Origin of the sequence: Limnobacter sp., assembly GCF_046297615.1 — a bacterium.
Classification (GTDB): domain Bacteria; phylum Pseudomonadota; class Gammaproteobacteria; order Burkholderiales; family Burkholderiaceae_B; genus Limnobacter.
This window is the reverse complement of record NZ_JBKBHM010000004.1, coordinates 183,711-209,452: the sequence shown is the minus strand read 5'-3', so window position 1 is coordinate 209,452 and position 25,742 is coordinate 183,711. Positions and strand designations below refer to the sequence as shown.

At 57.0% G+C, this 25,742-nt stretch carries 16 protein-coding genes; 9 read left to right on the top strand and 7 right to left on the bottom strand.

Annotated features, from left to right (window positions below):
- Positions 1-10: 10 nt before the first annotated feature.
- Positions 11-1,072, bottom strand: a complete 1,062-nt coding sequence (locus ACK4FF_RS10060; RefSeq protein WP_409708329.1) for an ATP-binding protein — start codon at positions 1,070-1,072, stop codon at positions 11-13.
- Between the two features lie 184 nt (positions 1,073-1,256).
- On the opposite strand from ACK4FF_RS10060, the gene ACK4FF_RS10055 reads away from it, so the two are divergent.
- Together ACK4FF_RS10055 and ACK4FF_RS10050 are read left to right on the top strand one after the other, a co-directional pair.
- A complete protein-coding gene (locus ACK4FF_RS10055; protein WP_409708326.1) occupies positions 1,257-2,474 on the top strand; it encodes a nitrate- and nitrite sensing domain-containing protein in 1,218 nt (405 codons plus the stop codon).
- A 141-nt stretch (positions 2,475-2,615) separates the two neighbouring features.
- Positions 2,616-3,185 carry an NlpC/P60 family protein gene (locus tag ACK4FF_RS10050; protein ID WP_409708323.1) on the top strand — a complete coding sequence of 190 codons (570 nt, stop codon included), beginning with the start codon at positions 2,616-2,618 and terminating at the stop codon, positions 3,183-3,185.
- Between the two features lie 40 nt (positions 3,186-3,225).
- On the opposite strand, the gene ACK4FF_RS10045 is transcribed toward ACK4FF_RS10050, so the two are convergent.
- The gene (locus ACK4FF_RS10045) at positions 3,226-3,489 is read right to left on the bottom strand and encodes a hypothetical protein (RefSeq protein WP_409708320.1); all 264 of its coding nucleotides are present in this window, start codon (positions 3,487-3,489) and stop codon (positions 3,226-3,228) included.
- Positions 3,490-3,663: 174 nt separating this feature from the next.
- On the opposite strand from ACK4FF_RS10045, the gene ACK4FF_RS10040 reads away from it, so the two are divergent.
- Together ACK4FF_RS10040 and ACK4FF_RS10035 are read left to right on the top strand one after the other, a co-directional pair.
- Positions 3,664-4,365: a heavy metal response regulator transcription factor gene (locus ACK4FF_RS10040; protein WP_409708318.1), complete on the top strand. Its 702-nt coding sequence runs from the start codon at positions 3,664-3,666 to the stop codon at positions 4,363-4,365.
- Positions 4,362-5,681 (top strand): ATP-binding protein, encoded by a 1,320-nt coding sequence (locus tag ACK4FF_RS10035; RefSeq protein WP_409708315.1) that lies wholly within the window; start codon positions 4,362-4,364, stop codon positions 5,679-5,681. The genes ACK4FF_RS10040 and ACK4FF_RS10035 overlap by 4 nt, the downstream gene beginning before the upstream one ends.
- A gap of 4 nt (positions 5,682-5,685) precedes the next feature.
- On the opposite strand, the gene ACK4FF_RS10030 is transcribed toward ACK4FF_RS10035, so the two are convergent.
- Positions 5,686-6,756 (bottom strand): SDR family oxidoreductase, encoded by a 1,071-nt coding sequence (locus ACK4FF_RS10030; protein WP_409708312.1) that lies wholly within the window; start codon positions 6,754-6,756, stop codon positions 5,686-5,688.
- On the bottom strand, positions 6,717-6,935 hold the full coding sequence (locus ACK4FF_RS10025; RefSeq protein WP_409708309.1) for a hypothetical protein: 219 nt from the start codon (positions 6,933-6,935) through the stop codon (positions 6,717-6,719). Before ACK4FF_RS10025 ends, ACK4FF_RS10030 begins: the two co-directional genes overlap by 40 nt.
- Between ACK4FF_RS10025 and ACK4FF_RS10020 the strand changes: the two genes are divergently transcribed.
- From ACK4FF_RS10020 to ACK4FF_RS10010, 3 genes are all read left to right on the top strand, one after another.
- Positions 6,934-8,583: a glycosyltransferase family 4 protein gene (locus ACK4FF_RS10020; protein ID WP_409708306.1), complete on the top strand. Its 1,650-nt coding sequence runs from the start codon at positions 6,934-6,936 to the stop codon at positions 8,581-8,583. The two genes, ACK4FF_RS10025 and ACK4FF_RS10020, sit on opposite strands and share 2 nt — an antisense overlap.
- A 455-nt stretch (positions 8,584-9,038) precedes the next feature.
- On the top strand, positions 9,039-14,729 hold the full coding sequence (locus tag ACK4FF_RS10015; RefSeq protein WP_409708303.1) for a beta strand repeat-containing protein: 5,691 nt from the start codon (positions 9,039-9,041) through the stop codon (positions 14,727-14,729).
- Positions 14,730-14,863: 134 nt separating this feature from the next.
- Complete coding sequence (locus tag ACK4FF_RS10010) at positions 14,864-16,384, top strand: methyltransferase domain-containing protein (RefSeq protein WP_409708300.1); 1,521 nt, start codon at positions 14,864-14,866, stop codon at positions 16,382-16,384.
- Positions 16,385-16,389: 5 nt separating this feature from the next.
- On the opposite strand, the gene ACK4FF_RS10005 is transcribed toward ACK4FF_RS10010, so the two are convergent.
- Genes ACK4FF_RS10005 through ACK4FF_RS09995 form a run of 3 tightly spaced genes read right to left on the bottom strand, consistent with a single transcriptional unit; the run spans position 16,390 to position 21,208 of the window.
- Positions 16,390-18,228, bottom strand: a complete 1,839-nt coding sequence (locus ACK4FF_RS10005) for an ATP-binding cassette domain-containing protein (protein WP_409708297.1) — start codon at positions 18,226-18,228, stop codon at positions 16,390-16,392.
- Positions 18,229-18,252: 24 nt separating this feature from the next.
- Positions 18,253-19,521, bottom strand: coding sequence for an HlyD family type I secretion periplasmic adaptor subunit (locus tag ACK4FF_RS10000; RefSeq protein ID WP_409708294.1), 1,269 nt, complete (start codon positions 19,519-19,521; stop codon positions 18,253-18,255).
- A 25-nt stretch (positions 19,522-19,546) separates the two neighbouring features.
- Positions 19,547-21,208 (bottom strand): TolC family protein, encoded by a 1,662-nt coding sequence (locus ACK4FF_RS09995; protein ID WP_409708291.1) that lies wholly within the window; start codon positions 21,206-21,208, stop codon positions 19,547-19,549.
- Positions 21,209-21,380: 172 nt separating this feature from the next.
- Between ACK4FF_RS09995 and ACK4FF_RS09990 the strand changes: the two genes are divergently transcribed.
- Together ACK4FF_RS09990 and ACK4FF_RS09985 are read left to right on the top strand one after the other, a co-directional pair.
- Entirely contained in the window at positions 21,381-24,815 is a 3,435-nt protein-coding gene (locus ACK4FF_RS09990) for an ATP-binding protein (protein WP_409708288.1), read from the top strand.
- Entirely contained in the window at positions 24,812-25,726 is a 915-nt protein-coding gene (locus tag ACK4FF_RS09985) for a response regulator (protein ID WP_409708285.1), read from the top strand. Before ACK4FF_RS09990 ends, ACK4FF_RS09985 begins: the two co-directional genes overlap by 4 nt.
- Positions 25,727-25,742: the final 16 nt, after the last annotated feature.

Below are 25,742 nucleotides of genomic sequence, written 5' to 3'. Positions count from 1 at the left end.
GCTCGGCGGCTCAGTGAGCCGCAGCTTGAGGTTCGGTTTTGTCGCTGGCTTGTTCCTCATGATGCATGGGCAGCCAGACCGTGAAGCTTGAACCCTGGCCCACCGTGCTCTGCACCTCGATGCGCCCACGGTGGCGTTTCACAATGCCGTAACTGAGCGACAGGCCCAAGCCTGTGCCCTTGCCCACTGGTTTGGTGGTGAAGAAGGGGTCGAAAATCCGTTTCTGGTTTTCCGGTGAGATGCCGCACCCATTGTCGCTGACACGCACAAACACCTCGCCGCCTTGTTGGCCGGTTTCCAGGGTGATTTCACCCCGCTCGGTGATGGCATGGGCCGCGTTTATCAGCAGATTCATGAACACTTGGTTCAACTGGGAACCAATGCAACTGATCTCGGGAATGCCACCATACTTCTTCACGATGGTGGCTTTGTACTTCACCTCATTGGTCACAATGTTCAATGTGCTGTCCAGTCCTTTTTCCAGATTGGCCACAATCCATTCGCCGTGGTCCACATGGGAAAAGTCCTTCAAGTCCTGCACAATGCGTTTGACACGGTCGATGCCTTCAATGCATTCAGACAACAGCGCATGGGTGTCGCCTTTCAAAAACGGCAGGTCCAGTTTGCTCGCCAAGGCTGCGGTGTTGCTTCCAGGCTTGGTTTGGCTCAGTTCAGTCAAGCCACTGTCGATCAACTGAAACAGGTCATCCAGATACGCACCCAGTGAGCGGATGTTAGAGGCCACGTAACCGATGGGGTTGTTGATCTCATGCGCCACCCCGGCTGCCAGTGAGCCGATGGACGCCATCTTTTCAGACTGAAGCAACTGGCTGTGGGCTTCTTCCAGTTTGCGAATCAAGCCACCCTGTTCTTCCTTTTCCTTTTTCAAGGCCTGCTCGGAATTGAGCCTTTCTTGAAGCAGCAGGGCAATCATGCTTTGGTCCTGGTCTTTTTCCTCGTACGTCACTTCGACGTCCTTGAGGAAAGACACCATCTTCGGGTCCTGCGTGATTTGCTCCACAGCGGTGGTGCCGAAGAATTGCTGAAGCTGATAGCTCAGGTTGGGGTGCATGGTGCCGCGCTCCTTAAACGTTAAATGTGTGCGTTTACGGATTTAACGGCAGCAGCGCCCGAAATCTGTAGGGTTACTGGTCTATGGCTTGACTGTTGATTGGTGGCCTTGTTGTTTATTGGAGTAGATCGTCAGCGTGTTGCACGGCACAATAACGTTGTCTTGATTTGCTTTGTGCCACGCCATGCCTTCCGCACTTCATTACCTGCGCGCTGCCCGGCAGTGCGAGATGCAGGATTTGTCGAACCTAGCCCGCACCTCCGACCTGATTCGTGTGGCCAGTGAGCTGATTCATCGCCTGCAGCACGAACGTGGGGTGTCCAACATCTATCTGGCCTCGGGCGGGCAGCAGCACGAGAAGGACCGGCAGGCCCGCATCAAAGCCACCAGTGAGGCGCTGGTCAAGTTTCGTGAACAACTCGACCTCTCCGCCGGGCAAGTGCAGTTCAGTGGCGGTGTGCGGCTGTACACCCGCATTGCCATGGCGATCCATGCGCTGGATGGGCTGGTGCGTTTGCGCGACACTGTAGATGCCCTGAAATGCACCCCCCAAGACAACACCGCCAGTTACCAGCAGTTGGTTGAAGCCTTGCTGGCCCTGATTTTTGAGGCGGCCGATGTGGCGGTGGACCCTGACGTGTCTCGTCTGCTGGTGGCTTTGTTCAACCTGATGCAGGGCAAGGAGTTTGCAGGCCGTGAGCGTGCAACCGGTGCTGCGGCGTTTACCGCCGGGCAAGTGACGGAGGAGCAGATTCAGTCCATGGAGTTCCTGATTGAAATGCAGGAACAGTGTTTTCAGCGCTTTGTGGGCTTTGCTGCGGAACTTCACCGGGAATGGACGGCTTTGCAGGCTAGCATGCCCTTGGCCGAACTGGGGCAAATGCGCCAACTGCTTCAAGGCCCATCGAGACACCTGTTGGACCAAGGTCTGTCTGACACCTGGTTCGATTGCTGTTCACGCCGCATGGATGATTTGCACGAGGTGGAGATGCACTTGGCGGGTGTGCTTCAGGCCCTGTGCAAATCAAAAATGAATGCCTTGGAGCATGAAGCGGACGATGAGCCCGACGCTTTGAGCAAGCCCTTGCCCAGTGATGATTTGTCACCTCTCTCTGTATTCAATACCACCGGGGCAAGCGCGCCTTTGCCCAAGGCTGTGGTGGAACAGTTGAATGAACAGGCCAGCCGGGTTCAAAAGCTGACTGAAGAGTTGGCTGCCGTTAAAACCTCTTTGGAAGAGCGCAAACTGATTGAACGGGCCAAGGGCATGTTGATGGCCCACCGCGGCTTGACAGAAGAGGGGGCTTATCGCTGGCTGCGCCGCAGCGCAATGGATCACAACCGCCGCCTTGCCGATGTGGCCAAGTCAGTATTGACCCTGGCAGACCTGCCACCCACGTAACGAAAAATCACCTTGTCTGAAGCATATGCCACGGCTTTTGTAAAAGCCGGTCGGCAGTCTTTTGTCCGTATTCTCTCGATTGATCGATTTTCGGTTTTAAGATTGAATGGAGACTCTAAAAACGACCGCGGTGAATAGTGCATGTTTACTGACAAAGGTGCGTACAGTTTCAATCAGTTTGGCGCTTCTTTTTTTGCGCGTATTCTGTTTGCTGCGGTGTTTACGCTCTCACTGCAGCCCGCTGTAGCCAATACAGGTCTTTCAGAGAATGCCATCGTGGAGTCGCGCATACTGGCCCATTACCACGACTGGTCAGGCACACGCCACAAGCTGGGTGGGCACAGCCACAGTGGTGTCGATTGTTCCTATTTCATTCGAAGCCTGTTTTCCGCGCACTTCAATTTGGAGTTGCCTAGAACGGCGAGTGCACAGCAAGGCGAGGGAACACCGGTGGCTTTGAGTGAACTACAGCCCGGTGATTTGTTGTTTTTTCGGTCTGGGCCCACGCGTCATCATGTGGGTGTCTACTTGAACGATCAGCAGTTCGTGCATGTGTCATCGCAGTTAGGCGTGACATCCAGCAACCTGAACGACCGCTACTGGAAATCGCGTTTTGTCACTGCGCGGCGTGTGAAACTGAAGACGCCTGAAGACCAGGCTGTGTTGGACACAGCGCCGGTCGTTCAGGCCAGTTTTTCATCCTTGGAATAAACCACGGCGGGGCAGTCATTGCCTCCGCCATGGCCCCATTTCATCGCTTTTCAGCGGTGTTCATGGGCTTGCTGCGCTCCCAGCTGGGAATTACCGTGCCGTCGCCAGCTGATGCACCGCTTTGGCTGCTCAGTGAGTAGCCACGGTTATCCCGGTTCTCAGTGGTTTGCTTTTTAGCAGGTTCTTGCATGCTGGTTCGGGGAATGTAAGTTCCGTCGCCATGTTCGTTGCTGGCCAGGGCCAGGCCAGGAGCGGACAGTGCCAAAGCGGACAACAGGGCAAGGCGTGTAGACAGTGATTTCATGGTGACCTCCAAACAGTCGTTGATTCAAGTTGGACCTGCAAACCGCCGATCCATGAACCCAGTGTAGTGACCGGTACCTGTCAGTCATCTTCCCCAAACATTACAAAATCGTAATCTCTCCCCACCCTTGCCTTGTCTATACTTGGCACACCGATTCCCTGTTGAGGTGCTGGTGTGAAGTTGCTGTTGGTTGAAGATGACCTGAGGTTGGCGGATTACCTCAAGAAAGGCCTGGAAGAGGAGGGGTTCGTGGTTGACCTCGCCCGAAATGGCATTGATGGCTTGCATTTGGCCACCCAAGGCCACCATGAGGTCATTATTCTGGACGGCATGTTGCCCGACATCGACGGGCTGGCCGTACTTGCAGCCTTGCGGCAATCGAAAACCACCCCGGTGATGATGTTGACCGCCCGAGGCATGACCGAAGACAAGGTCAATGGGTTCCGAAGCGGTGCCGATGATTACCTCGTCAAGCCCTTTGCATTTGCCGAGTTGGTGGCCCGTTTGCATGCTTTGGGCCGCCGTCGGGCAGGCGCAGCCAATGAGCCTGCGCAGACCTCCCTGTCGCTGCTGGACCTGGAGCTGGACGCCGTTCGTCGCACTGCGCGCCGTGATGGCCGAGAATTGCGCCTGACCGCCAAGGAGTTTGCCCTGCTGTGGCTGTTGCTTCGCCGCAAGGGCGAGGTGGTGGGGCGCACCGAAATTGCCGAGTCGGTGTGGGACATGAATTTCGACAGTGACACCAATGTGATTGATGTGGCGGTGCGCAGGTTGCGGGCAAAAATGGATGACCCCTTTGAGGTTCAACTGCTGCACACCGTGAGGGGGGTGGGTTACGTGCTGGATGTCCGCGCGCAGGCTGCGGGGGCGGCATGAGGTCGCTGTCGCGCACCACCATTGGCTTGATCTGCTCGGTCAGTATATTGGGCGTGATCACCACGGGTTTGGTTGCCGGGGTGTCCATCGCATCCTGGCAAAAAGACCGCCAACAGGACAGTGCGGACCGGGCATATGAGGCCGTGGACCGGCTTTTGGGCACGCCGGTGTTTCAATACTCCTTGAACGATGTCCGTAAGCGGCTGGACGAACTGGTGGAAATTCACGGGGTAACTGAGGTGCAAATTTTCAGTGCTTCCGGTGAGATGGTCTACGGTCCGGAACTGTTCTTCAACGGTGGTGGCCACCCTCGAACCTTCCTGTATGAGTTTCCGCAGGAGACTGGTCTGCTCAAAGCCCGAACGGTGATGGTGGCCGTCGACACTGAAGAGGACCATCATTTGCTGGAATTCATGACAGGGGTGTTTGCACTGGCGGTGCTGGTGTGGTCGGTGCTGTCACTGTTCATCAGCATGCGCTTGATGCAGGTGGTGCTTAGGCCGATTGATCGTTTGACGAACCGCATTCACCACTTGGGCGACCGTTCCATTGATGTGGTCATCGACCATCAACAAACGCCTGTGGAATTGCACCCGTTCATCGATGGCTTCAATGCTCTTTTTGCACGCCTGCGAGAGAACCGGGAGCGTTTGAGATCGTTCAACAGCAATGTGGCCCATGAGTTGAATACACCCTTGTCCAGTTTGAAAGTGAGCCATGAATTGCTGACCCGAAAGGACAAGCTGGTGGGCGAGGAGTTGCAGACCGTGGTGCTTGAGCATCTGGACGAAATTGAGCGCATGAGCCGCATTGTCAAAAGCATGCTGTTTTTAGCCAATGCTGAACGTGGGCGATTTTCTGGCAGCCGGAGCTGGGTCGACCTGCTGACCGTGGTGCAGTCGGTGGTGGACTATCTGGACCCCTTGTTGAACGAAAAACAGTTGAAAGTAGTCATCCACGGGCGCAAAAGGGCCAGTGTTGAGGTGGAGTTGATCAAGCGGGCCATGTCGAACCTGTTGGGCAATGCCATTCGACACGCCCGGGAACACAGCAGCATTGTGGTTGACCTTGGTCCACGCGAAGGCAATCTGTTGTGGATCACTGTGACCAACGAGGGGGCTGACATTCCGCCGCAGAGCCTCCCTTATCTGTTCGATGCATTCTTCCGCGCGGAAAATGCACGCAGCAGCCGGGGCGAAAACCATGGCTTGGGCTTGGCCATTGTGGCTGCAATAGCCCGTATTCACGGGGGTACTACCCTGGCGCGAAGCCAGGGCGGGCACACCACCATCGGGTTTTCTGTGGTGGTGGATTAAGTTTTCAAGCTTTTTTGCGCAGCAAACCGTCGTCAATCACCTGTTGAAGATGATCAACGAATGTGGCCTCCACCGGCCTGTACTGCAGCCCCAGGTTTTGGCGGCTGCGGGTGTTGTCAATGCGCAATGGCAAGCCCACATTTCGGCTGATGAACTTGCGGGTAACTGGCCCCAGCAAGGGGCCAACCAGCCACACCGCTGCTTTGGGTTGTTCCATCAAGGGGAAAGGAAACTTCCAGCCAAAGTTTTTGCGCAAAATTTTGCTGATCTGCAGCATCGTCAGTTCAGCTGCGCTCACGATATAACGGCCCTCAGCCTCAGGTTTGAATGCAGCCAGAATATGGGCTTGGGCCACATCCCGCACGTCCACCACACCGTACACCAGCTTGGGCACGCCCATGAAGTAGCGGCCTTTGGCCATTTGCACCATGGTGTCAATGCTGGCCGACTGGCTGTGGGGCGTCAGCGCTGGGCCATACACCATACTGGGGTTGATCGTTACCAAGTCCCATCGCTTCTGGGTGCGGTTAATGCGCCAGGCTTCTTGCTCGGCTGCCACCTTGGAATATTGATAGGGGTTGTGCTTCACACTGCTGGTGTTGTTCCAGAGTGTTTCATTCACCACTCGGAACGGGGCTTTGCGTGCATCGGCGTTGTCACCAATCACCGCTGCGATGCTGCTGGTCAATACCACACGTTTCACTGAGGCGGTGCGGTTCACCGATTCCAGCACGTGGCGGGTACCCTCAACAGCGGGGCGAACCAACGCTTCATTCGCATCCGTGTAGCCTTCCATGATGAAGGGCGAGGCCGTGTGCATCACCACTTCGCAGCCCTGCATGGCTTCATCAAAACTGCCTTCATCCAGCAAGTCGGCTTTGAACAGTTTCAAGGTGCCGGGTGTGCCTTCCGCAATCTTGTGCAGGTGGGCCACATTGCGCGCCTTGGAAGGGTCCCGAACCGTGCCGTGAACAGTGTAGCCCTTCTCCAGCAGGTACTTGATGATCCACCCTGCGATGTAGCCTGAAGCGCCGGTTACCAGTACTGGCGGGTTTGTGGTGTCTTTTTTAGCCATGTGTTGTGTGTTGTTGTGTTGAGCTTTAACGCTTGATTGTGCAGGACAGTGCGCCACACCGGCAAGGCCAGTGTGAAGCGGAATGTTGTTTTGCTGGCTTGAAAGTCGCCTGCTTTACGGTCATGATCGACACGGACTTTTGCCTGTTTACGTTCAAGACTATTTTTCTGCTGAATCATGAACCCAGCCATTCTGTATCACCCTGAAGCCTACACCACCACCGGCCCCAAACTCATGGGGCGCAATGCGGCGGGGGAATCCTTCCTGAAAGCATTGCTGTCTTACTCCAGTTATTCCGAGCTGTGGGTTCAGGTGTTTCAGAACAAGTATGTGGCCCCGTTTGCGGAATTGGCCCGCAGCATGGGCCGTCAAGAACCGGTGTATGGCGTCACCAATGCAAACTTGGGGCAACTGGCCAAAGCCGGTTTGTTGTTCACACCGGGGCCCGGGCTTAACGAGCATGCTTTTCACCGCACCGTGTTTGGCGATGCGGCCTGGAGCCTGTGTGGCATCACGCACACCACCAGCAGTTTGCGGGTCATGGATGCCCTGGCCCAGTTTCCTGTGGCACCGATTCAGGCTTGGGACGCCTTGATTTGTACCAGCAAGGCAGTGCAGGACAATGTACGCCGGGTGGTCGAGGCGCAATTGAACTTGTTGCATCACCGTTTCGACATTAAGAAATACACCTTGCCCCAGTTTCCCGTGATTCCCTTGGGCGTGCATGCCAACGATTTTAAGTTGACCCCGGAGGACCGTGCTGAAAGCCGTCGAAGTTTGGGTGTGTCCGAGGACACCACTGTGGTCACCTTCACAGGCCGCCTGTCGTTCAATGCCAAGGCACACCCTTTGGCGATGTATCAGGCCCTTGAAATTGCTGCCCAGAAAACCGGTAAACCAGTGGTGTTGATTGAATGCAGTTGGTTTGCCAATGAGCACATTCAACGTGCGTTTGAAGCCGCCTCAGCCTTGGCCTGTCCTTCTGTGCGGGTATTGCGGCTGGATGGTCGGGACCCGGTTCAGCGCAAGCATGGTTGGGCGGGTGCGGATGTGTTCTGTAGTTTGTCCGACAACATTCAGGAGGCTTTTGGGCTGACCCCGATTGAAGCCATGGCGGCTGGCCTGCCCTTGGTGGTCAGCGATTGGGATGGATACAAAGACACGGTGCGTGATGGCATCGACGGTTTCCGCGTACCAACCTGGATGCCTGCCCCGGGTACTGCGTTGGACTTGGCTTGGCGGCATGCGCACGAGATTGACAGCTACGACATGTACTGTGGCCACACCTGCAGCCTTGTGGCGGTTGATGTGCCTGCCACAGCCAACGCCTTCATCAAGTTGATTGAAGACCCGGCCCTGCGCAGGCGCATGGGGGAATCGGCCCGCCAACGCGCGCTGGAGGTGTATGACTGGTCGAAAATCATTCCGCAGTACATGAACCTGTGGGGCAAGCTCAACGACATCCGTCTGACTCAGGGTGGGCAGGCCAAGCGATTGGCCAACCCTTGGCCTGCGCGTATGGACCCGTTCACCGCGTTTGCCAGTTACCCCACCGGCAGTATTTCGGCGGAGACAGTGCTTGGTTTGGTGGATGAGTCAAGCGCAGCCGCTTTGAGCCGGGCCAATGCCTTGCTGGGCCTGGCCATGGTGAATTTCGCCAAAGTGGTGTTGCCCAGCGCTGCCCAAGTGGAGTGGGTGCTGAAGGCGTTTGAGCACGGTCCAAAATCGGTGGGCCAGGCTTTGCTGGGTTTGCCGGAAGCAGAGCGTGTTGCCGTGCTTCGCCAGTTGCATTGGTTTGTGAAAATGAACCTGTTGAAACTGTACTGAGTGTACATGCCGGTTTTGCGATGATTGTTGGAGTGTGTCTTTGCAGAAGAGATTGCCTTAACAAAGGTTGCGAGGCTGGTCAAACCCTGCGGATTCCCGTGAAGCCAAGCCTGGCCTAGGTGGCTAGGGTTTTCACCTAATGATTGGTGCATGGCACAAAACAATGCCTATACAAAGAATGACTATGCTTCAGCTTTGGTGAAACATTGTGAAATCCGCGCCAGTCAACGATTTAAGAATAATTTAAGACGAAATTGATCGTATGAAAGTGGTGAAAAAAATCACTTTTTCATCGTTTGCGGCTTGTTTGTTGTAGGTAAATTTGATAGTAATTAGAGTTAGCTCTCCAAGTGTCATTCGGAGAGGGTATTTTTCGTGGAATGGCCCCTGATCGTGGGGTGCCTTTCGACAGCAGTTAATGAGTTAGTTAGTCATACACCTAGAGGGTTACACACATGGCGATTCGTCCGCAAGACACAAGCAAGACCACCAAATCCACCGACAAAGCGCTGCAAAGCAAGCGCATCGAAACGACAGCGGCCAATATTCCGGCCGACCCCCTGACCGACAAGGTCAACAAAGCGGTGGCCGACGCGGCCAAGAAAGCCAAAGCGGCTGAGGTGTCTTCCTCATACGACGTGCCTGCGGACAGTGTTGCGCATCAAATTGCGGCTGAAGAAGCCCTGCAGCAAGTTGCTGCCTCTGAAGAGACGCTTGAGCTTGCACAGAATTCCAGTGGCGGTGGTGCCGCTGCTGCCACTACCACCACGGATGCCGCCGCCAGCGGTGGTGTTTTGAGTGGCACTAGCGCCAGCCAGGCGGGTGCTGGGTTCTTCTCGACGACGGCCGGTGTGGTCACCGGCGTTGCAGTGGGTGTGGGCGTTGCAGTCGCAGCCAGCGGTGGCAGCGATGATGCACCCATCCCCAACCAAAGCATCACCGGCACGGCTGGCAACGACACCCTGACCGGTGGCTTGGGCAGCGACACCATCAACGCATTGGCGGGTGCCGACTCCATCACTGGTGGCGGCGGTGCCGACAGCATCATTGCAGGTGCTGGCAACGACACCATCGTGGGCTTCGATGGCCCCGACACCGTGGATGGCGGTGCTGACACCGACACCCTGGTGTTGACCGCGACATCGACAGATCTGAACTCTGCCACTGACGCGCAACTGGTGAATGTGGAAGCCATTAGCCTGAGCACTGCAACTGCCGCGGTTTCCCTGAACCTGAGCAAGCAAACCGAGGCGGCTGGTTTTGTTGTGACTGGCTCCGCATTTGCCGACACGATTGTGGGCACCGTTGGTACCGACAGCATCACGGGTGGTTCCGGTGCTGACAGCATCAGCGCTGGCAGCGGTGCGGACACTATTGTGGGTGATCAGTCTGACGTTCTGCTGGACGGCGGCGCTGGAACTGATACCTTACAGGTGGGTGCCAACTTTACCAACCTCAGTGACGCACAGATCAACGCCATTGAGGTGGTTAGCCTCACAGCAACTGGTTTGAGCCTGGACCTGGGCAAGCAAACCGAAGGCTTCACGATCAACGGCTTCGCTGCTGGCGCATCGACGATTGTCGGCGGCTCCGGTGCTGACAGCATCACCGGTGGTTCCGGTGGCGATAGCATCACTGGTGGCTCTGGTGCGGACACTTTGCTGGGTGGCGCGGGCAATGACACTATCGCGGGTGCTCAAGACGACGCGTTGATTGACGGTGGTACTGGCACCAATACTCTGCAAATCGGTGCGAATTTTGCTGCTGCTTCAGACAATCAAATTCAGAACTTCCAGAACGTTGCACTGACTGCGACAGGGTTGACTGTCGGCCTTGGCAACCAGACTGAAGCTTTGAACATTACAGGTTTTGCAGCAGGCGCATCCACCATCACAGGTGGTTCGGGCAGCGACACCATCACTGGTGGTTCCGGCAACGACGTGCTGACTGGCGGTTCTGGTGCAGACACCATCAATGCCGGTGCAGGTGTTGACACAGTCAACATCAATGCCAACGGTGTTGGCCCTATTGATGCAGACCGTATCAACTTGGGTGGCGACAAAGGCGACAACATCGTCTTCTCCAATGTGGACAAAGCCAACGAAATCCTTGTCGGTTTCGTCAGTGCCAACGTCGGCAATGGTTCTTCCACTGGTGTGGTAGCCATCAATCAGACGATTAGCGCTGCAGATGCCAACAATGGGCTGGATTTGGATTCCGGCGTTTACGCCGGGATCAACAACACGAATGTGTCCCTCACTGGTGCATCATTCCACGTGGTTGGACTTGATAAAGACGGTGTGGCAGTCGCGGGACAAGACCGCGGTGTATTTGGTGCTGTACATCTTTTGTCCGGCGGCGACGATACATTCACGGCTGGAAATACTAACGAGTACGTCAACGCTGGTTCTGGTAACGACAGCGTGACAGGCGGCTCTGGCAATGACTTCCTGGTCGGCGGCGCGGGCAATGACTCGTTGACTGGCGGCGCTGGTTCCGACACCTTCATCGGTGGTGGTGGTGCTGACAGCATTCTGGGTGGTTCGGGTGATGATGTCGTAATCGCATCAGTGACCAATGCAGCAGGCACCTTGGTTGGCTTTGACAATGGCGACACCGCCAACCTGGGTACTGAATTGGGTGACGAGGTTGTTGTAACCAACGCGCCAGTCAATCATCAGGTTTTGGTGTCCTTCATCAGCGGTGAAGTGGGTAACGGTTCTGCCAACAGCAGCGTGAATACTTCGCAGTTGGCAGTAAACCTGCAATTACGTGATGTGACTGACCCGCTGAACCCAGTGGATGTGGGTGGCGTAGCGCGCATTGACGATGAAGGCGTAACCTTGACCGGCGCCAAGTTCAATGTGGTTGGATTGGATAAAACCACCGGCCTGTTGGACCCCGCTCAAGACCGCGGTGTGTTTGACGTGGTAGCCCTTGGTACACAAGGTGGTGACGCAATCAACCCCGGTATCCCCGGCGGCACGGAGAATTACTACATCAACGCAGGTCAGGGTAACGATACCATCACTGGTGGAGACTTGAATGACTTCATCGTCGGAGGTGCTGGTGAAGACTCCATCACTTCCGGCAAGGGTAATGACACCATCATTGGTGACAACGATGACGTGCTGCTCGATGGTGGTAAGGACTTTGACACCTTGCGTTTGGCGGGTAACTTCACTAACGCGTCTGACGCCCAAGTGGTCGAGATTGAGCAGGTCTCCCTGACCGCCACAGGCTTGACTTTGGATCTTGGCCTGCAGACTGAAGACCTGACCATCAACGGATTTGCCGCTGGCGCTTCCACGATCATTGGTGGATCTGGTAATGACTCCATCACTGGAGGTAGTGGTAACGACAGCATCACCGGCGGTTCTGGTGCGGATACTATCAATGCCGGCGCGGGAGTTGACACAATCAACGTAGATGCGAATGGTGTTGGTCCAATCGATGAAGACCGTATCAACCTGGGCGGCAACGCGGGCGACACAGTCAACTTCTCCAACCTGGCTGGTGGACAAGAGCTACTGGTCGGTTTCGTGAGTGCCAACGTCGGCAACGGTTCCAGCACCGGGGTTGTGGTCATCAACCAGGCGGCCAGCGCGGCCAATTCCAACAATGGCGCAGACTTGGATGCTGGTGTTTACACCGGGATCAACAACACCAACGTCAGCCTGACTGGTGGAACATTCCACGTCGTCGGAGTGGATGCAAACGGAGTGGCCCAGGCCGGCCAAGACCGTGGCGTCTTCAGCGCAGTGCATTTGTTGTCTGGTGGTGACGACACCTTCACCACAGGTGATACCAACGAGTATGTCAATGCAGGTTCTGGCAACGACAGCATCACCGGTGGCAGCGGCAACGACTTCCTGGTGGGTGGAGCCGGTGCAGACACCCTCAGCGGCGGCGCTGGCAATGACACCTTCATCGGTGGCGGCGGTGCTGACAGCATCACCGGTGGTACCGGTGTAGACCGGGCTATCCTTGACGTCAGCGCCAGCACCATCGATGCGGACCGCATTGATTTGGGTGGCAATGCTGGTGACACAGTCGCGTTCACCAATTTGGCGGGCGGTCGCGAGCTGTTGGTCGGTTTCGTGAGTGCAAATGTCGGCGACGGCTCATCCAGTGGCGTGGTTGTTATCAACCAACTCACTAGCGGTGCCAATGCCAATAACGGTGTGGATCTTGATGCCGGTGTTTATGCGGGCATCAACAACACCAACATCAGCTTGACGGGCTCGACCTTCCACGTGGTTGGTCTGGACAAGGACGGCCTTGCAGTTGCCGGCCAGGACCGCGGGGTGTTTGGTGCCGTTCACCTGCTGTCCAGTGGTGACGATACCTTCACAGCGGCTAACACCAACGAGTATGTGAACGCTGGTTCTGGCAATGACAGTGTCACTGGTGGCAACGGCAACGACTTCCTCGTGGGTGGTGCTGGCAATGACACACTGACTGGTGGGTCTGGTTCCGACACCATTTTGGCTGGCGCCGGTGACGACACTGTCGTCATCGATCTGTCCAAGGATGGTGCGGACACCATCACCTTGGGTGCAGGTCAGGACACCGTGAGTGCGACGGCTTCCGGCTCTGGCAGCGACCAGATCCGGGTCACTCTGGACCTGGACAATGCCGCCAACGGAACCGACAACACGGTCAACATTCAAGCGGAAGATGGCAAGGATGGATTGGTTGGATCAGTGAGCACTTTTGAGGACGAAACAGTCACGATTGTTGCGACAGGTGGCGACAAGCTGGATGTACGCAGCACTGCTGGCGGTGCGGTGGGTGTATTCGACACCTTCGTAATCGGTAGCGGCCTTGCCGACACCCTCACGGGCTCAACAGGCGATGACCTCTTCTATTCTGGTGCCGGAGACGACATCTTGAGTGGCGGAAGCGGCAATGACTTGTTCAACGGTGGTGCCGGTAACGACACCTACACCGGCGGTGCAGGCAACGACACATTCATTGTGTCCGCCGGTACAGACACGGTCACCGATTTGGACAAGTCCGACATTATTTCGATTGGCTTTGGTACAACGCTGAATGCAACAACGACTTCTCAGTTCGTTGCAACCAGCGCGTCCAGCAACTCCGGTACAGCGACCATCACCCTGCAAGGTGCGGCCTCTGTGGTGGACCTGTCGGCTGCGTCCGGCTCCAGGGGCTACACCTTGGTCAGTGAGACTGGTGCCGTCACCATGGTGGGTTCCCGCCGTGCTGACACAATCACCGGTGGTTCTGGCAGTGATTTAATCGATGGTGGCTCAGGCAATGACTCCATCACCGGCGGTTTGGGTGATGACGAGATCAATGGCGGAGCGGGTAACGACTTCATCATCGGCGGTCAAGGCGATGACACCATCGACGGCGGCAAGGGTACTGACACCATCATCGTGGACAGTGGCAGTGACACGGTCAACGGTCTGGAGTCTAGCGACATCCTGACCGTGGTGTCTGGCGCGTCGGCGACCATTCGTCTCGATGATTCTGCTCCCATGACCGCATTCGTGGCCAACTCGGACACCACCAACGACGGTACAGCGGCTATCGAGATCAGCAATGGCTCGAATGTCGTCTCGGTTGATCTTAGCCAGGCGGGTGGTTCAAGAGGCTTTGAGGTTTCCGCCGGTGGACTGACTACAGCGATCACGATCACTGGTTCTGCCCAGAGCGATTCGATCAATGGAGGGTCTGGTGCCGATGTATTGAATGGCGGTGAAGGCAATGACTCGCTGGATGGTGGTGATGGTGTGGATACCTACACCGGTGGAGATGGTGCAGACCAGTTCCAGTTCTTCTTGGCCGCAACTGATCTGGACACAGGCGCTGGTGTTGCCACAGTCACCGATGTAGTGCTGGACTTCAACAGCGTTCAGGGTGATCGCGTGCAGGGCCTCTACGGTGCCGCAACTGCCACCAATTACCAGGAAGCAGCGGCGTCCGTTGCTGATCTCGCCACGTTGCTTGCTGCAGCCGATACCGCACTGAACGGCACAGTCAGGTATTACCTGGGCGAAGTGACTGGTGGACCAAGCTATCTGGTGACCGATCAGGACGGCACAGGGGTGACCCAAGTGATCCAACTGGACAACGTGACCTTGGCCACATTCCAGCAAAGCGACATCGTCGCCTAATACCTTAACCCCGATCAAACACCCGTTTGATCGAATTGAATCAACCCCCGGTGCCCACAAGGTGCCGGGGGTTTTTTCTTGCATAATGAACCCAACAACTCATTTAAAAACAACAACACACAGGGCAAAAAGCAATGGACTGGATGCGCGGCTACTTGGCCGATGGTGGCTACACGTACGGGTTTTATGCGGAAACAACGCCAGCACGGATGCGCTTGGCTGGGCTGCTCCATGGGCAGGTGTTGCCCAAGCGGCAATTCAGGTATCTGGATGCAGGTTGCGGGCAGGGCGTGAACCTGATCATGGCTGCGGCATGCCACCCTGACAGTGAGTTTGTAGGCATTGATTTCATGCCTGAACACATTGCCCACGGGCGCAGGTTGGCCGCAGCAGCAGGATTGAAGAATGTCACCTTCATCGAAGGTGATTTCATTGAATTGTCGAAGAACACGGCTGCACTGGGTGAATTTGATTACGCCGTGTGCCATGGCATTAGCACCTGGATTGGCCCGGACGTCAAAGCAGGTTTGTTCAAGCTGATTGGCCAGGTGCTTAAACCGGGTGGCGTGTTCTACAACTCGTACAACACCTTGCCGGGTTGGGGCACCATGTCGGCGTTTCAGAAAATGGTGTTGATGAACAACAAAACCATGCCCGCCCGCAAGGCCATTGAGGCCACGCTGGCGCAGTTTGAGGCGCTTGAACAAGCCAAATCGCGCGTGTTTTCCACGCTGCCGACCTTGTCACAGCGTTTGAAAAACCTGCGCGGGAAAGACCCGAGTTACTTGGTTCAGGAATACAACAACGCGTACTGGAACCCAGTGTACGTGACTGACATGATCAGCGACATGGCTGCGGTGAAGTTGCAGTGGCTGGGCACAGCAACGCTGACCGAAATTCCCGAGGCCACTTTGCCCGAAGGTTTGCGCACTGCCATGCAAGCCGCACCCACTGTGGCCATGCGTGAACAACTGCGTGATATTGGGTTGGATCAATCCTTCCGGCGTGACTTGTACATCAAAGGGCAGGTGGCCCATTGGCGGGACGAGTTGGCCTCAGCTCGGCGTGAGTTGCGGGTGGCTGTCAATGAATTGGCCAAGCTGCCGGAGGGCGAGGCGGATTTTGTGTTTCAGGGGGGGGCGGTCAGTCCGCAAGGTAACCGCACCTATTACCTGTCCATTCTGGATCATGTGCGTGCTGCACCGTCTGGGCTGTCTTTGGGGGAATTGCAGGCGCATTATCCGAAGCTGTCCATGGACACGCTGCTCATGTCGCTGTCCATGTTGATCCATTCCGGGTTCCTGTACTACTGCCCGGTGGAGGATCAAGCGGTGACTTCAAGAACGCTGACACAAGCCATGGTGTCGGCTGTGCTCAAGGGCGCGCCCTACAAGGCTGTGCTGATGCCCAGAAACACCACGGTGATGGGCTTGAATGACACGGACTGGGCTTTGCTGGACGCTTGTCTGCGGGAACTGCCTCAGCCCAAATGGGCGGACCATCTGCTGGCCTGTTTGAAGGCCAGAGGTGTTTCCCTGGCCAAGAAGGGCGTGGCCGTTACCGACCCTGCTGAGGTGGACACCATGGTCAAGCGCTTGGTGACCGAATTTGCGGAGGGCAAACTGCGCCAGCTCAAGGCCTTTGGCGCAGTGTAGAACCGTCAGCCTTGGCCGTTGTCGCCTTTGGCGGCAATGGACACCGGCTGAGAGGCGCTGGGCCCAAAGGGTAGGGGGGTGTTGGTCAGTTTGCTCCACACCGCATCGCGTGGGCCGTCGATGACCACCTTGCCTTGAGTCACCACCATGATGCGATCCACCAGCGCCAGCGGTGCGGTTTTGTGGGTCACAATCACCAGCGTTTGCTGCGGCGTCAGGTAGTCTTTCAGGCGTTTAAGCAACTCATTTTCGCCTTGCGAGTCCAGCGATGCCGTGGGCTCATCCAGCAGCAACACCGAGGGCTTTTGCAACAGCACACGGGCCAGCGCCACCATCTGTTTTTGTCCGCCTGACAAACCACGCCCACCTTCTGAAATCAGCAGGTTAATGCCGCGCGGGTGTGTGGTGACCAAGGTGCTCAATCCCACCACTGCGCACACAGCCAACAGGTCGTCGTCCGATGGGGGTTTGATGCCAATGCACAGGTTTTCTTTCAGGGTGCCGTTGAACAGGCGTACATCCTGTGGCAGGTAGCCAATGTGGCTGCGGGCCAGGTCGGGGTTCAGCAATTGCAGGTCCACACCCGAGGCAAACACGCGGCCTTCGCTGGGTTTGTACAGGCCGGTGAGAATTTTCAGCAAGCTGGTTTTGCCCGACCCACTGGGGCCAAGAATGGCCACCCGCTCGCCTGCTGCAATGCTCAGGCTGGGCACTTCAACGCCAATCACACGGTCTTGTCCGTAAATGAGTCGAATGTTTTCAAGGCGGAAGCTGGGGCTGAAGTTGTCAAGTTTGACTTCCGGCAGGCCGGGTTCCGGGCCCACATTGGGGCGGCTCATCATGTCATTCAGGGCAGACAGGGCTTGCTTGGCCTGGTGCCAATTGATGGCTACCGAGGTGAGCTGGCTAAATGGTGAAACCACGCGGTTGATCAGCATGGCACTGGCAATCAGCGCACCCATCGTCATGTGGCCGGCTTGCACGGAATAAGCCCCAGCCACAATCAAGGCCGCGTAGCAAAGCTGGTTGATGGTGTTGGACAGGGTGGAGGCCAAGGAACTGAGCTCGCGCATTTTGAGGGCGTTCTCGCTGACTGAGGCGCTCAGGGCGTACCAGCGTTGGCTGAACCAGCCCTCACCGCCCGTGGCTTTGATGGATTCTGCGCCATCCACACTTTCAATCAGCATGCCGCTGCGCATATTGCCTTCGACGGCGCTGTCGTGGGCCAAGCGGTCCATGGGGCGCTGGCACAGGTAGCCAGCCAGTATCGCCACAGGCAGAGCGGCCAGGGGAATGAATGCGATAGGCCCACCCAGCATGAAAATCACGCCGATGAACAGGAAGGCGAAGGGCGCATCCGACATGGCGTACAGCGTGGTGGATGAAAAGAAGTTCTTCACAGAATCAAAGTCGCGAATCTGCGCGGCAAAGGTGCCTACCGTGTTGGGCCGTGCATCCATGCGGATGGACAGGGCTTTGTTGAAGAAGGCCTGCCCCAGTTCCAGTTCCATGCCCTTGGTGGTCATGCTCAGGACATTGGACCGAATGGTACGCAACACCGCTTCAATGCCAAAGGCCAGCACCGCACCAACAAACAGCACCCACAGGGTGTCATGCGCATTGTTGGGAATCACCCTGTCGTACACCTGCATGGAAAACAGGGAAGAGGCCAGGGCTGTCATGTTCACCACCACCGAGGCGATGGCCACCTCGCGCAGGCGGGGCATGCGGTCTTTCAGGGCTTGCCAGAAGAGGCGCCGGGCTGGGCCATCGGCCTTGCTGCGCAAGTCGTCCGGGTTGTCGTAACGCAGGGCGGAAGAGTCGTGTTTGTTGTTCATCATCATGCAGTGTGTGTAAGCCGTGCTGGTTCAGCGTTCGCCCAGCGATTCGTTCAAGGTCTTCACCATGGGTTTGATGAGGTACTTCAACACGGTGTTGTTGCCGGTTTTTACTTCGACAGTGGCGGTCATGCCCGGAATCAGGTCCAGTTGTTCATTGGGCCGGTTTTTGAAGGTGCGGCCATCGGTGCGCACATGCACGCGGTAGTACGTCTGTTGTTCAGCGTTGCGGTTGCCTTCTTCGGTCAGTGTGTCGGCTGAGATGTAAACCACCTCGCCGTCCAGCGTGCCGTAGATGGTGTAATCGTAGGCGTCGATTTTCACTTTGGCGGGCAGGCCGCGTTTGATGAAGGCAATCTCGGAGGGTTTGATTTTCGCTTCAACAATCAGTTCATTGTCCGCAGGCACAATGGTCAGCAGTTCATCACCGGCGCGCAGCACGGCACCCCGGGTGGTGAAGCGCACATTCTTGACCACGCCGCCCACGGGGGCGGTCAGCACGGTGTAGTCCAGCGAGGCCCGGCGTTGTGCCGAGGTTTGCTCAATGGCGGCCAGGTCTTCTTCAGCCTTGGCCAGTTCGGCCTGGGAGTCCTGAAAGTATTTGTTCTTGCGGTTGGTGATCTGCGCTTGAATTTCGGAAATCTGGCGTTCCAGACGAATCACTTCAGTCAAGCTGACGTCGCCGGTGGACAACAGGCTTTTGTTGAGGTCCAGTTCCTTGGTCGCCAAGGCCAGGGTGCGGTTCAGCGCACCCACTTCCTGGTTCACTGCGGTTTGGCGGCGCTGGAACAGCAAGCGCTGGGCCTGCACAATGTCAGGGTAGTCTTTCAACAAAGGGGGGAAAGCACCCAGCGGCAGGTTGAGCACCTCGGCTTTCAGGCGAACGACGGTCGCACTCAGGGCTGCGCGTTTTGCTTCGGCCTCTTTGAAGGCGGCTTCCACTTTGGAGGTGTCAAGCTTGGCCAGAATCTGATTGGGCTTGACCACATCGCCTTCCCGCACATTCAGTTCTTCAACCACGCCACCATCTGGTGCTTGAATGGTCTGCGTTTTGCTGCTGGCGATGATTTGCCCGCTGCCACGGGTCACCTGGTCAATTTCGGCGAAGGCGGCCCAAGTCACCAGAATCACCATGGCCCCCATGATCCACCACATCACGCGGCTTTTGCGTTCAATCACGCGGTCGTAGTGGTGGTCCGGGCGGTACTCGTACAGGCGGTTGCTGATGGGCTGAACTTCATTGCCTTGTGCAGGCCGGTGCGCTGGCAGTCCGGCCTTGTTGGGGTCGTTGGTGGTCATGGAATCTCAAAAACAGGGTGGGGCTTCAACGGCTTTGTACAAACTCGTCACTGGACTGCTGGGCCAGTACGGCAAAAAATGCTTCGACGGAGTCGGACTCAGACTGTACGGCCTGATCCGCCGACTCTTTCAGCGTTGAAAATATGGCTTCGTCGGTGGATTGAACCGGCGCTGGGTTGGATACGGTTTTTTCAATCACCACGGGTTGCGCAGCGGGGGCTTCGGGTACCACGGCTGCATCGCCGGGCGCACCGTCCACTTCCGAGGTTTTACGCTTGGGCTTAGCCTTGGGTTTTTCTTCCTGAACCGGCGCAGGAGGGGGTTCAACCGGTGTTTTTTCCAGTGGCTCTACAGTTTCAAACAAACGGGACTTTGTGGGCAGGTCGCCCACAAAAGGCACGCCGCCGATGGTGTCTGCACGGCCTGTGACCAAGCTCAGGCGGCGGATGGCCGATTGGTGAGAATAATAGGAATCGACATAGCCATATTCCGTTTGGGCCGATTCACGCTGGGCGTTCAGCACATCCAGCCAAGACCGCTTGCCCACCTGAAACTGGCGGTAGAAGCTGAGAATCAAGTCCCGGTTGGCTTGGCGCATCAATTCAAGCGTGCTCAGTTGTGAACCGGAGGTCTGCATGTCGTTGTAGAGCACGGTGACTTTGTCGCCCAGTTCCAGCAAGGCTGCATCCACGTCAGACTGGGCTGCAACCGCCCGCTGTTCGGCGGATTTGGCGCGGCTGAAGGCCGACAGGCCAGCGCCCGGCTGGTATTGAATGGCTGCAATTACGCGGGAATCACGAAACTGGGTGCCGTAGTTTTGTTCAATCTGCTCGCCGCGAATCACCACTTGTGGCATGGCCGCACCGTAGGCAGATTTTGCCTCCAATTGCTGGGCTTTGGCTTCATCGCGCAGTTTGCGGGTGGTGGGCGAGTAGGCAATGGCTTCGTCCTGCAGTTGGGGCAGGCTGGCCTCGAGGCTGTTCAGGCGGATGGCGTCTTGCGGCATCACATCGGCTTGGTTGATCAACTTGCGCAGGGCTGATTGGGCTTTGCGCAGGTTGGCCTGTGCAATCAGTTCTTCGTTTTGGGCACTGCTCAGGCGCGCGCCTGCCAAAGTCAGGTCGCTGGTGCTGGCCACGCCACCTTCAGCCCGGCGTTTCAGCATGGAGGCCAGCGACTGGTGGGCGGCCAGGTTGTCTTGCGCCACGCGCAGCCGGTCACGGGCTTTCAGGGTTTCAAAGTAGGCGGACACTGCCTTGTCCTGAAGGTCCAGCGCCACCTCGTTCACTGCATTGCGGTTTTGGTCCACGCGCTTTTCCGACGCGTCAATCGCATTGCTGATACGGCCAAAGGCATACACAGGCTGGGTGATGCTGATGGTGGAAATCTTGCCACCTGAGCTGGACGAGCCTGCGTCGACACCCAGCGTCGGGAAGGCCTGATATTGGGCACCCTCAAAGTCGGTGGCGGCGGCGTCGTAACGGCCACGGGCAGCCTGAATGCTGGGGTGGCTGCGCACCACGAGGTTGAGCGCGTCCGTCAGTGTCAGCCCTTTGCTGGCTGTGGCCGAGGCAGTGGCCGGTGAGTTGGCGTTGGATGTCTGGGCTTGAAGCGGCGCATGCCCCCATGCAAGCAGCAGTGACAGGGCCAGGGTGGTCTTCAAGGCAGGCTTCATGGGTGATTGCATCCGGGTTAACTCTTTGTGGTCAGTATAAGTGAATTACCGACACTGTGTGCCCGGTTGCACAGCCTGTAAGCAAGTCTTCACAAGGAACGGCTTTTGCTTTGTTAAGCGTCAAATGCCTCTGGGTTCACCATTCTGGTGAATCGGGCATCCCGACCGGATCTTTCGGACAGCCATGAGTGCCCCCCAACGCATTTTCAAGGTGCGCCGCCGATACAACAAATGGGTGGCGGACCAAACCCTGGAAGACTTTGCTTTGCGGTACACCGCCCGGCAGGGGCGGCACATGTCCATCGCCACAGTGGGCACCACAGCCTTGGGGGCTGCGTCCTTTCTGGCTTTGGAAAGTTTGGCGGCTGGTATCACGCTGAACTACGGCTTTTTGAATGCGGTGGCCGCCATGTTGGTGGTGTGTCTGCTGTTCTTCATCACGGGTTTGCCCATCAGCTATTACTCGGCCCGCCATGGTTTGGACATTGACCTGCTGACCCGTGGTGCCGGTTTTGGCTACATGGGCAGCACCATCACCTCGCTGATTTATGCCTCCTTTACCTTCATCTTTTTTGCCATTGAGGCGGCTATTCTGGCCTCGGCGCTGGAATTGATTTTCGGCATTCCCTTGGCCTTGGGCTACCTGTTTGCTTCCATTGCAGTCATCCCTGTCGTGACACATGGCATTACCGCCATCAGCAAGTTCCAGGTGGCTTCACACAAGGTGTGGCTGGTGCTTCAGGTATTGGCGCTGGGGGCAGTCATTGCCCAAGAGTTTCACAGCGTGAGCGATTGGGCCAGTTACACCCCGCCAGAACTTGGGGACCAAGGCGGCTTCAGTTGGCCGCTGTTCGGGGCGGCGGCCTCTGTGTTGTTCGCTTTGGTGGCCCAAATCGGCGAGCAGGTGGATTACCTGCGTTTCATGCCCGAGCGCACTGCCCAAAACAAAAGGCAGTGGTGGTTCTGGTTGATCGTGGCTGGGCCTGGCTGGGTCTTCACGGGCTTGATCAAGATGCTGCTGGGCTCCTTTCTGGCGTTTCTGGCGGTGCGTGCTGGCCTGGGCCTGCATGAAGCCGCTGACCCGGCACACCTTTACCAGCGGGCCTTTCTTTACTTGGTGAATGACCCCGATGCCGCATTGATTTTAGCCGGTGTCATGGTGGTGACCTGCCAAATGAAAATCAATTTGACCAATGCCTATGCGGGGTCGATTGCCTGGTCGAATTTTTTCTCCCGGGTCACCCACAGCCACCCGGGGCGTGTGGTGTGGTTGGTGTTCAACGTGGGCATCGCCTTGCTGCTCATGGAATTGGGCATCTATGAAGCGCTGGAATCGGTGTTGGGCATTTTTGCCATTGTGGCCGTGAGTTGGTTGGGCACTTTGGCCGCTGACCTGTCAGTGAACAAGCCGCTGGGCTTAAGCCCACCCGGTATCGAATTCAAACGGGCGCACCTGTATGACATCAACCCCGTGGGGGTTGGGGCCATGTTGGTGGCCAGCACCGTGGGTTTTCTCACTTACCTGGGCGTGTTTGGGCAAGGGGTGAGTGGCTTGAGCCATTTCTTTGCCTTGGGAACCTGCTACGTGGCAGCGCCAGGCTTGGCGGTATTGACCCGTGGGCGCTATTACATCGCGCGGCAATCAATTGAACTGATTCCGGTGGTGGCTGAGCCCGCAGGCACGTACTTGGGGCAGCGTTTGCGTTGTGTCATTTGCGAGAATCAATTCGAGCGCGAAGACATGAGCCACTGCACCGCCTATGCCGCGCCCATTTGTTCATTGTGCTGCTCGCTGGATGCCCGCTGCCTGGACAGTTGCAAACCCAAGGCCCGGCTGTCCAGCCAGATCATCGATTTTCTGTCTTTGTTTCTAAGCCCCCGCTGGGTGCGGCGCGTGAATTCACGGCTTGGCCGATTCATCGCCATGTGGGGCTTGTTGGCCTTGCTCAATGCGGTGGTGCTCTCATTGGTCCACCAACACCTGAAGCCTGGTGACCCAAGTCAACAGGATGTACTCGGTCAAGCCGTGTTCATGATGTACTTCATTCTTTTGATTGTCTCCGGCGTGGTGTCCTGGCTGTTCATCCTGGCCCATGAAAGCCGGCTGGTCGCGCAGTTGGAGTCGAACCGACAAACTAAAAAACTGATGTTCGAGATTGAGGCCCACAAGGAAACCGACCGCGCCTTGCAGGACGCCAAGGACTTGGCTGAACGCGCCAGTGATGCAAAAAGCCGCTACCTCAGCGGCATGAGTCACGAGCTTCGCACCCCTTTGCAGTCCATTCTTGGGTACGCCCACTTGCTGGCTGAGTCGCCCGAGCTGGGTGCACGGCAGAAGGAAGGGCTGCGGATTATTCAGCGCAGCGGCCAGTACCTGACGGATTTGATTGAGGGCCTGCTGGATGTGTCCAAAATTGAAGCGGGTCGGTTGGTGTTGAACCGCGATTTGGTGTGTCTGCCTGAGCTGATCGGGCAATTGCGCAACATATTTGCGATGCAGGCTCAGACTAAGGGCATCGGGTTTCACTGCCAGGTGGAAGGCCACCTGCCGGATTGGGTGCGTATTGATGAAAAGCGTTTGCGGCAGGTATTGATCAACTTGTTGTCCAATGCGGTCAAGTACACGCCCGCCGGCCAGGTCAGTTTGACCGTGCGCTACCGCAGCCAAGTTGCCGAGTTCGTGATTCAAGACACGGGTGTGGGCATCGCCAAGCAGGACCAGGAACGCATCTTCCAGCCTTTTGAGCGGGTCCGCAGCGAAGAGACGATGAACTTGCCGGGCACCGGGCTAGGCTTGACGATTGTGCGCTTGTTGACTGACATCATGGGGGGTGACCTCCAGATGCACAGCGCGCCCGGACAAGGCAGTCGCTTTGTTTTCAGCGTGATGTTGCCTTCGGTGTTGGTCACACCGCCGGTGCCGGAACGGGCGGGCCGAATCACCGGGTATGAAGGGCGCAGGCGCCGCATTCTGGTGGTCGATGATGACGCCCAGTTGCGCGGCTGGATGCACGACCTGCTCGAGCCTTTGGGGTTTGAATTGGCCGAGGCCCAGCACGGTGTGGAGGCACTGGCCTTGCTGGGGCAGCAGGATCAGGTTCAGGACCTTCCTGATTTGGCCCTGGTGGATGTGGCCATGCCTGTGATGGACGGCTTGACCTTGGCCAGTCGCCTTCAGACGCAGTACCCCGATGTGTTGGTGGTGATGTTGTCTGCCGAGGTACAACCGCCCGAATCCAATGCAGGTACCCGTGCGCCTTACAAAGAGTACTTGATCAAACCGGTGGACACCCAGCGCCTTCTGGATGTGATGGCACTGCACTTGGGCCTGACCTGGACCATGGCTTCATCGCCGTCCGTGGCCAGCCCGGCGCTGGGCGAGGCAAAGGCTTTGCCACGCACCGGGTTGATGGTTGACCCCGAAAGCCGAGCCACGCTGTTGGCCGCTTTGCGCAACAGTGTGGAATTGGGCCATGCCAAAGGTGTGATGGACGGACTGAACCAAGCGCTGGCCAGCCAGGTGTTCAGCGTGATGGAACACACTGAACTTGCGGCGCTGGCCAAACGTTTTCAATACGCTCGCATGCTGGACATGCTGGATGCGATGGAGTTGCAATGATCCGATCTCACGCTCGACGTGACGTGGTGCTGGTGGTGGATGACTCCCCCGACACCTTGACCTTGATCAACGACACGCTGGAAGCCGCAGGCATGGATGTGCTGGTGGCGCTGGAGGGCAAGCAGGCATTGACCATCACCCGCCGGATTCGGCCTGACATCATTCTCATGGATGCGGTGATGCCCAACATGGACGGGTTTGAAACCACCCGGACCCTGAAGCGGGAACCCGGTGTCGAGGACATTCCCGTGATTTTCATGACCGGCCTTGAGGGCGCTGAGGACATTGTGCGCGGGCTTGAAGCCGGTGGGGTGGATTATCTGGTCAAACCCGTGGAGCCTCGCGAATTGCTGGCGCGAATCAAGGTTCATCTGGCCAATGCCCGCGTGCGGCGTACTGCACAGACAGCACTGGATGGCGCCGGGCAACACTTGATGACCGTGAACCCCTTGGGACGAGTGACTTGGGCCACACCTCAATGCCATGAATTGCTGGGGCGCTTGAGTTTGGATGAAGGCCATGTGATGGAATCCTTTGAAGGCTGCTTGCGAACCTGGTTGTCGCAAGACCCTGATTTCAGTGCCCAGTTGCACATAGGCCATTTGGGCCTGCCCCTGAGTGTCCGACTGTTGGGGCATGAGCCGGGTGGCCTGTCCCTGTTGCGTTTGTTTGACGAGCAGAAACTGGACAGTGCAGAAGTGTTGAAGGACGAACTCAAACTGACGGAACGCGAATCCGAAGTGTTGTACTGGATTGCCCAAGGCAAAACCAACCGTGAGGTTGCGGAAATTCTGGGCATGAGCCCACGCACGGTGAACAAACACCTTGAACAGATTTTTCCGAAACTCGGCGTTGAAAACCGCACCGCAGCGGCCGCCATAGCGCTACGTATTCTGGAGCGCCGTCAATGACAAAGCCCCGCGTGAA